Source organism: Paraburkholderia sediminicola, from assembly GCF_046030555.1.
GTDB classification, from domain to species: Bacteria; Pseudomonadota; Gammaproteobacteria; order Burkholderiales; family Burkholderiaceae; genus Paraburkholderia; species Paraburkholderia sediminicola_E.
The window spans coordinates 376,259-382,258 of the sequence record NZ_JAQQCH010000004.1; the positions used below are offsets into that span (position 1 = coordinate 376,259).

General features: G+C 60.5%; 7 protein-coding genes. 3 read left to right on the plus strand and 4 right to left on the minus strand.

Going from position 1 to position 6,000, the window contains the following annotated elements:
• Positions 1-111 precede the first annotated feature (111 nt).
• Positions 112-861, plus strand: coding sequence for a DNA/RNA non-specific endonuclease (locus PQQ52_RS09370; RefSeq protein ID WP_408209526.1), 750 nt, complete (start codon positions 112-114; stop codon positions 859-861).
• Complete coding sequence (locus PQQ52_RS09375) at positions 854-1,114, plus strand: hypothetical protein (protein WP_408209528.1); 261 nt, start codon at positions 854-856, stop codon at positions 1,112-1,114. The genes PQQ52_RS09370 and PQQ52_RS09375 overlap by 8 nt, the downstream gene beginning before the upstream one ends.
• 113 nt (positions 1,115-1,227) lie before the next feature.
• Here PQQ52_RS09375 and argE read toward each other — a convergent pair whose 3' ends face one another.
• Genes argE through PQQ52_RS09395 form a run of 4 tightly spaced genes read right to left on the minus strand, consistent with a single transcriptional unit; the run spans position 1,228 to position 4,834 of the window.
• Entirely contained in the window at positions 1,228-2,391 is a 1,164-nt protein-coding gene (gene argE, locus PQQ52_RS09380; RefSeq protein WP_408209530.1) for an acetylornithine deacetylase, read from the minus strand.
• Positions 2,384-3,061, minus strand: coding sequence for a DUF1028 domain-containing protein (locus tag PQQ52_RS09385; RefSeq protein ID WP_408209533.1), 678 nt, complete (start codon positions 3,059-3,061; stop codon positions 2,384-2,386). Before PQQ52_RS09385 ends, argE begins: the two co-directional genes overlap by 8 nt.
• 10 nt (positions 3,062-3,071) lie before the next feature.
• A complete protein-coding gene (locus PQQ52_RS09390; RefSeq protein WP_408209535.1) occupies positions 3,072-3,509 on the minus strand; it encodes a RidA family protein in 438 nt (145 codons plus the stop codon).
• On the minus strand, positions 3,509-4,834 hold the full coding sequence (locus tag PQQ52_RS09395; RefSeq protein ID WP_408209538.1) for a flavin-containing monooxygenase: 1,326 nt from the start codon (positions 4,832-4,834) through the stop codon (positions 3,509-3,511). The genes PQQ52_RS09390 and PQQ52_RS09395 overlap by 1 nt, the downstream gene beginning before the upstream one ends.
• A gap of 180 nt (positions 4,835-5,014) precedes the next feature.
• Between PQQ52_RS09395 and PQQ52_RS09400 the strand changes: the two genes are divergently transcribed.
• Positions 5,015-5,941, plus strand: a complete 927-nt coding sequence (locus PQQ52_RS09400; RefSeq protein ID WP_408209608.1) for a LysR family transcriptional regulator — start codon at positions 5,015-5,017, stop codon at positions 5,939-5,941.
• Positions 5,942-6,000 lie beyond the last annotated feature (59 nt).

The window sequence follows — 6,000 nt, forward strand, 5'->3', positions numbered from 1 at the left end:
GTGGGTGCCGTGCAGAAGCCATTTTCGCCTCTGTGATTTCCTGCATTCCGCGTCGCTCGATATGGGTCCGCGACGCTATACTTGCGCCCCCATCCCTCGACTGACTCACACATGAAGAAGTGGTTTGCCTGTCTGTTGTTCGCCGTTGCCGCTCACGCGAGCGCGGCGCCTTCCTGCACCCAGTTCACCCCGAATGCGCAATGGCCGGTTCTGACCAATCAGAAGATGGCGCCGAAAACGCGCATGCTGTGCTACAGCGATTTCGCGGTGCTGCACTCGGGTATCACGCATGGTCCGCTGTGGTCCGCCGAGCATCTGACGCGCGACCATATCGATGCCGCCAAAGACATGGTGCGCACCAACAAATTCTTCGAAGACGCGCGTTTGCCCGACGGCGAAGGCGCGACACTCGCGGACTATAAGCGCAGCGGCTTCGACCGCGGTCACATGAGTCCGGCGGGCAATCGCTGGAATCAGGAAGCGATGGCACAATCGTTTTCGCTGGCGAACGTCGTGCCGCAAAATCGCGAGAACAACCAGCGCTTGTGGGCACGTATCGAAACGTCGGTGCGAAAGATCGCGATGTCGTACGACGATACCTATGTGGTCACCGGGCCGATTTTCAGCGGCCAGCAATTGCAGACCATCGGACCGACACGCGTCTTCGTGCCGACGCAATTGTTCAAGGTAGTCTACGTGCCGTCCCGGCAGATGGCGTTCGCGGTAGTCGTGGACAACGTCTCGACCAACCGTTACGACATCAGGACGATTCACGAACTCGAGGCGGCATCGGGCATCCGTTTTCCGGGTATTCCGGAGAACCTCAAAGATCAGCGACCGGGAGGACTGAAAGGTGTTTAAACCCTATTCGAACGATGACGACGTACTCAACATCCAGGGCGACGCACTCACCATCAGCAACGGCACCACGCGCGTGGTGCTGAACGGCACGCTGGAATTGACTCAGGACCAGCGCGGGCTGAAGGCTGCGCTCGCGCTGAAGGAAGCGATCGATGCGGTGGTGGCTGCGCTGCAGGCACAGACCAATTTACCGGCGAAGGTGAAGGATGAGCCGGATGCGAAACCGGGCGTCGTGGAGAATCCGTTTCAATAGCGCGTTCATGATGCATGGCGAACGTGAAAAGCGTCAGGATTCCGACGACGCGTCGCACCCATGCTATGCGGCGAAGAACGCGCATCCGGTTCATGGCAGACTTCGTCCGAGTATCAGACAGGGTTCCAGAGGTATTCGGCCAGGCGAGCCAACATTGCATCGCAGCGGGTCAGTTGCTCAAGGGTAATAAATTCGTCAGGCTTGTGTCCTTGATCCATGCTTCCCGGCCCGCAGACCACGGTGTGAACGCCCACCTGGTCAAACAGTCCACCTTCTGTGCCGAAGGCCACCGTACCGAACTCGGTGGAACCGCTCAGCAGTACCAACAGGCGTGCCGCTTCGCTGTCAGGCGAGGTGGCCAATCCCGGGTAAGCACTCAGCGGCTGCAAGCGAATGTCAGTATCAGGTTGCACCGAACGCATCTTCGGCAGCAGCTCGGCCTCGGCGTAGGTCTGCAACTCATCCGCTACTTGATGAGCATGGAAGCCCGGCAGGGCGCGTACCTCGAAATCGAATTCGCATTCAGCCGGCACGATGTTCAGCGCACGCCCCCCTTTGATGACGCCGGTTTGCACAGTCGAGAACGGCGGATCAAAGCGCGAATCGTGATGTTCAGGCTGTGCCAACTGCGCACCGATCTCTCCCAACCGGCCGATCAGTCGCGCCGCGTATTCGATAGCGTTGACCCCATAGGGTGCGTAGGCCGAGTGGCAAGCAGCCCCTTTCACCTGGCAGCGCATCGCCAGCTTGCCCTTATGGCCCAGCACCGGTTTCAACTCGGTAGGTTCGCCGATCAGGCACAGACGCGGCTTGTGCGGACGCTTTTCCAATTCCGCCAACATCGGTCGCACACCCAGGCATCCCACTTCCTCGTCATAGGAGAAGGCAAGGTGTACCGGCAGCTTCAGCGGCCGCTTGAGAAAGACCGGTACCGCCGCCAGCACCGAGGCGATGAAGCCCTTCATGTCCGCCGTGCCGCGACCGTACAACCGCCCCTCTCTCTCGGTGAGACGGAACGGCTCCACCGTCCAGGCCTGCCCGTCCACCGGCACCACATCCGTATGGCCGGAAAGCACAACGCCACCCCGGTCACGAGGGCCGATGGTGGCGAACAGGTTGGCCTTGGTGCGCTCCGGGTTGTAGAACAGCTCGCTCTCCACGCCGAGTTCCGCCAGGTAATGTTGGATGAAAGCGATCAGTTCCAGGTTGGAGTCCCGACTGACGGTAGCGAAACCGATCAGTCGTTCGAGCAGCTCACGGCTGGACACCTCACTCATCGCCCGGCACCCCGTAGCTGGGCGCCGCGGTCGGATTCAACGCACGCGCCAGGTAGTCCTGCATCTGCGGCCGATAGGCCTGCCACAGCGCGCCCAATTGGCCGATTGGATCTTCCTCCGCCCAGTCGACGCGCAGATCGACGATCGGCCAACTCACCTCGCCCACGACCTTGAGCGCCGCCGAGTGCACGGGCCCTGCCTCGCCACCGGCCGCCATCGCGGCATGCATGGCCACCAGCAGGCGGTCGGCAAGCATCCCTGGTGCGTTCTCGAACGCCTGAACCATAGCCTCGATGACCTGGACACCCGCCAATAAGTTGCCGGCGGCTACGCACTGCTCACCCGCCACAGCGTTGTGCAAACCCAGTGCTTCTTTACCGCTGAAGAACGCGGTATGGCCCTGGCCGTCGACCACCGTCACCTGTCGATACTCGCTCCAGCCGTTGGCGCCAAGCGCCCGGTCCAAGGCCACGGCAGGCTCGATCGGCTGGTTTTCGAGGAGGTCGAGAATCTGCGGGCCGAGGGCAGGCAGGGTGACGTTCTGGGTCGCCACCGCACCCACCCCCGCACGTACCCAGGGGCATCGCGCACCCACCGCGATACTGGAAGAGCTGATGGCGATCCCGAGTTGCCCGGTCTGCGCGCAACGTCCGACGATAGAGAAAGTCATGTCCTGCTCCTTAGGCCTGAGCCGGCTTCCAGCCATCCGGGATCACCGCGATCACATCGATCTCCATCAGCCACTGCGGTTGGCCGAGCGCGCTCACCACCAGGCCGGTAGAAATGGGGAACACGCCCTTGAGCCACTTGCCGACCTCCTGGTACACCGGCTCGCGATAGCGAGGGTCGATCAGGTAGGTCGTGGTCTTGACGATGTGGGACATATCGCTTCCCGCCTCTTCCAGCAGTTGCTTGACGTTCTGCATCGCCTGCCGGGCCTGGGCGCCGGGGTCGCCGAGCCCGACCAGACGGCCTTCGAAATCGGTGCCCACCTGACCGCGCACATAGACGGTGTTACCGGCGCGCACGGCCTGACAGAGATCGTTATCCAGCGTCTGGTTCGGGTAGGTATCCTTGGTGTTGAACATGCGGATGCGGGTGTGGGTAGGCTTGCTCATTAATGCACCTCAGTACTCGGAAGAAATTTTGCTGCGTAGATCTCGCGACCGTCTTCTGCCTGGCGTTCCGAGGCATCACGGTAGGAGAGATATTTGCGCTGCGTGACGATATGGTCGGCAATATGCTTCGCATCGTGCCAGACGCCCCAGATGAAAGCGGAGCCACGACGCGACAGCCACGGCAGACCCAGGAAATAAACGCCAGGCTCAATCGACACGCCGCGCTGATGCTTCGGCTTACCGTTTGCGTCGAAGGCGTTGACATGCAGCCAGTTGTAATCGACTGCATAGCCGGTTGCCCAAACGATCGAAGTCACGCCGGCCCCGGCCAGATCGAGTTCAGGAATGGGATGGGTCACGCATTCCGGATCCGGGAGCATATGGCGGGCTTCGGGTTCTTCCGGAAGGTCGAGACCATTGCGGGCGATATAGGCGTCAGCGGCATTCAGCAACGACAGATAGTTCTCGTCGCCGCGAGCGAGGTTGTCTGCCAGATCCGATTCGAAGGTCACCACACCGTCATTGAATGATTTCGTCAAACCAACGAGCGTGATTCCCTGATTGGCAAGCCGCCGGAAGTCAACCGTATGGCCACCACGAGCACCGCTTACGGCAATGGTCACATGTTCCTTGCCCGGTCTCATGACCTCCGCATCCCATTCGCCGAGAACGCCTAGCCACCAGCAAAAGTCACGACTGCGATAGGCGCGTGGAGGACGATCGTGCGCGCCAACCGAGAGGTAAACCTGCTTGCCGGCACGCTGCAGTTCATCCGCGATCTGCACCCCCGACGACCCGGCGCCGACCACCAGAACTCCACCCTTGGGCAGTTGCTCTGGATTACGATATTCGGCGGAGTGGATTTGTGTGAACTTCCCGGCTTCAGGCGCGATCGGCGGAATAACCGGGCGCTGAAAAGGCCCGGTCGTGACAACCACGCGGTTGGCCTCGATCACGCCTTTCGTGGTTTCAACGGTGAAGCCCGGTCGGCCGGCATTGCGTACCACCTTCGTCACTTCCACACCCGTGCGGATGGGTGCGTTGAACTTCCTGGCATAGGCTTCAAAATAATCCGCCACCCGATCTTTCGAGGCGAAGGCATCAGGGTCCAGATCGTCGAACTCCATGCCCGGGAATCGATCGTGCCAGGCCGGACCGTTGGCAACCAGAGAATCCCACCGTCCCGTGCGCCAGCGCTCGGCGATACGATCGCGCTCCAGAACGAGGTGCGGTACCCCGAGTTTGCTCAGGTGTTCACTCATGGCCACGCCGGCTTGGCCGGCGCCGACCACAAGCGTATCGATTGACGTTCTTTCAACTGTCACGGCTATCTCCTTGCAAGATCCACTGATGAAAGAAATCTACGCGGATAGATCACATCTGAAAAACATATTTAAAAAATGCAAAACATTTGTTTTAGCTATGCAGAGCGCGAGATAATCAGCGTGGAATCGAGACGCCCTGCGCGGCGTCTCCTGAATGATTTTTTTCATGGGAACAGGTCAATGGAAAACCCTCTGCTTCGGTATTCGCTGCGCCAGTTGCGATACTTTGTCGTGACGGCAGAAGCGCTGTCGTTTACCGGCGCGTCAAAAGTCCTGCACATTTCGCAGCCTTCGATTTCTACGGCGATTGCAGAGCTGGAGGAATCTTTTGGTGTGCAACTGTTCATCCGTCACCACGCCTCCGGGCTTTCCCTGACCCAGGCAGGGCGCGAGATGCTCGGCAAGACACGTGACCTGCTAAAGAATGCGGAAGAACTGCAGGTTGCGGCACGCGGAATGGACACCGGCATCTCGGGCGGGATTGCGCTCGGCTGCCTGGTCTCGCTTGCGCCGCCGTTGCTGCCCGGCCTCATTAGCCACTTTGTGGCCCAACATGCCGGCGTCGTATTCCAGACGCTTGAAGCGCATCAGGAAGATTTGTTCACGGGCCTGCACGACGGATCGCTCGACCTCGCGCTGACCTACAGCATTGACCTGACCGACGACATTGAATTCCTGCCGATGCTGACGCTGCCGCCGTACGTCATCCTCCCGAAAACGCACCATCTGGCCCAGCATCGCTCGATCGCGCTCGCGAATCTGGTGGGGGAACCCTACGTGATGCTCGACTTGCCCCACAGTCGGGAATATTTCGCAGGACTGTTCGACGCGGTAGGCGAGCGTCCGGTCCCGGCGTTCAAGTCCGCGCAGCCCGAGGTGGTGCGCGGAATGGTGGCGAACGGACTGGGGTACAGCATCCTGAACTTTCCGCTCAAATCGACCCATACCGTGGACGGTGAGGATTTCGTCGTCAAACGGTTCAAGGACGACGTGGCAGCCGCCACGTTGGGCATTGCGCAGTCGCGCAACATGAAGCCGAGACAGGTTGTGCGGCATTTCACGTCTTTCTGTGAAGCGCAGATAAAGAAGCAGCACGCGAAGCGCTGAACTTTCGCGTCAGGTGCCCGACGACGCTGCCGACGGGCACCTCACTCCGACGCAAGGCG

Coding starts and splice junctions, on each gene's coding strand:
- PQQ52_RS09370 (WP_408209526.1), top strand. CDS start 112: ATGAAGAAGTGGTTTGCCTGTCTGTTGTTCGCCGTTGCCGCTCACGCG.
- argE (WP_408209530.1), bottom strand. CDS start 2,391: ATGAGTGAGGTGTCCAGCCGTGAGCTGCTCGAACGACTGATCGGTTTC.
- PQQ52_RS09385 (WP_408209533.1), bottom strand. CDS start 3,061: ATGACTTTCTCTATCGTCGGACGTTGCGCGCAGACCGGGCAACTCGGG.
- PQQ52_RS09390 (WP_408209535.1), bottom strand. CDS start 3,509: ATGAGCAAGCCTACCCACACCCGCATCCGCATGTTCAACACCAAGGAT.
- PQQ52_RS09400 (WP_408209608.1), top strand. CDS start 5,015: ATGGAAAACCCTCTGCTTCGGTATTCGCTGCGCCAGTTGCGATACTTT.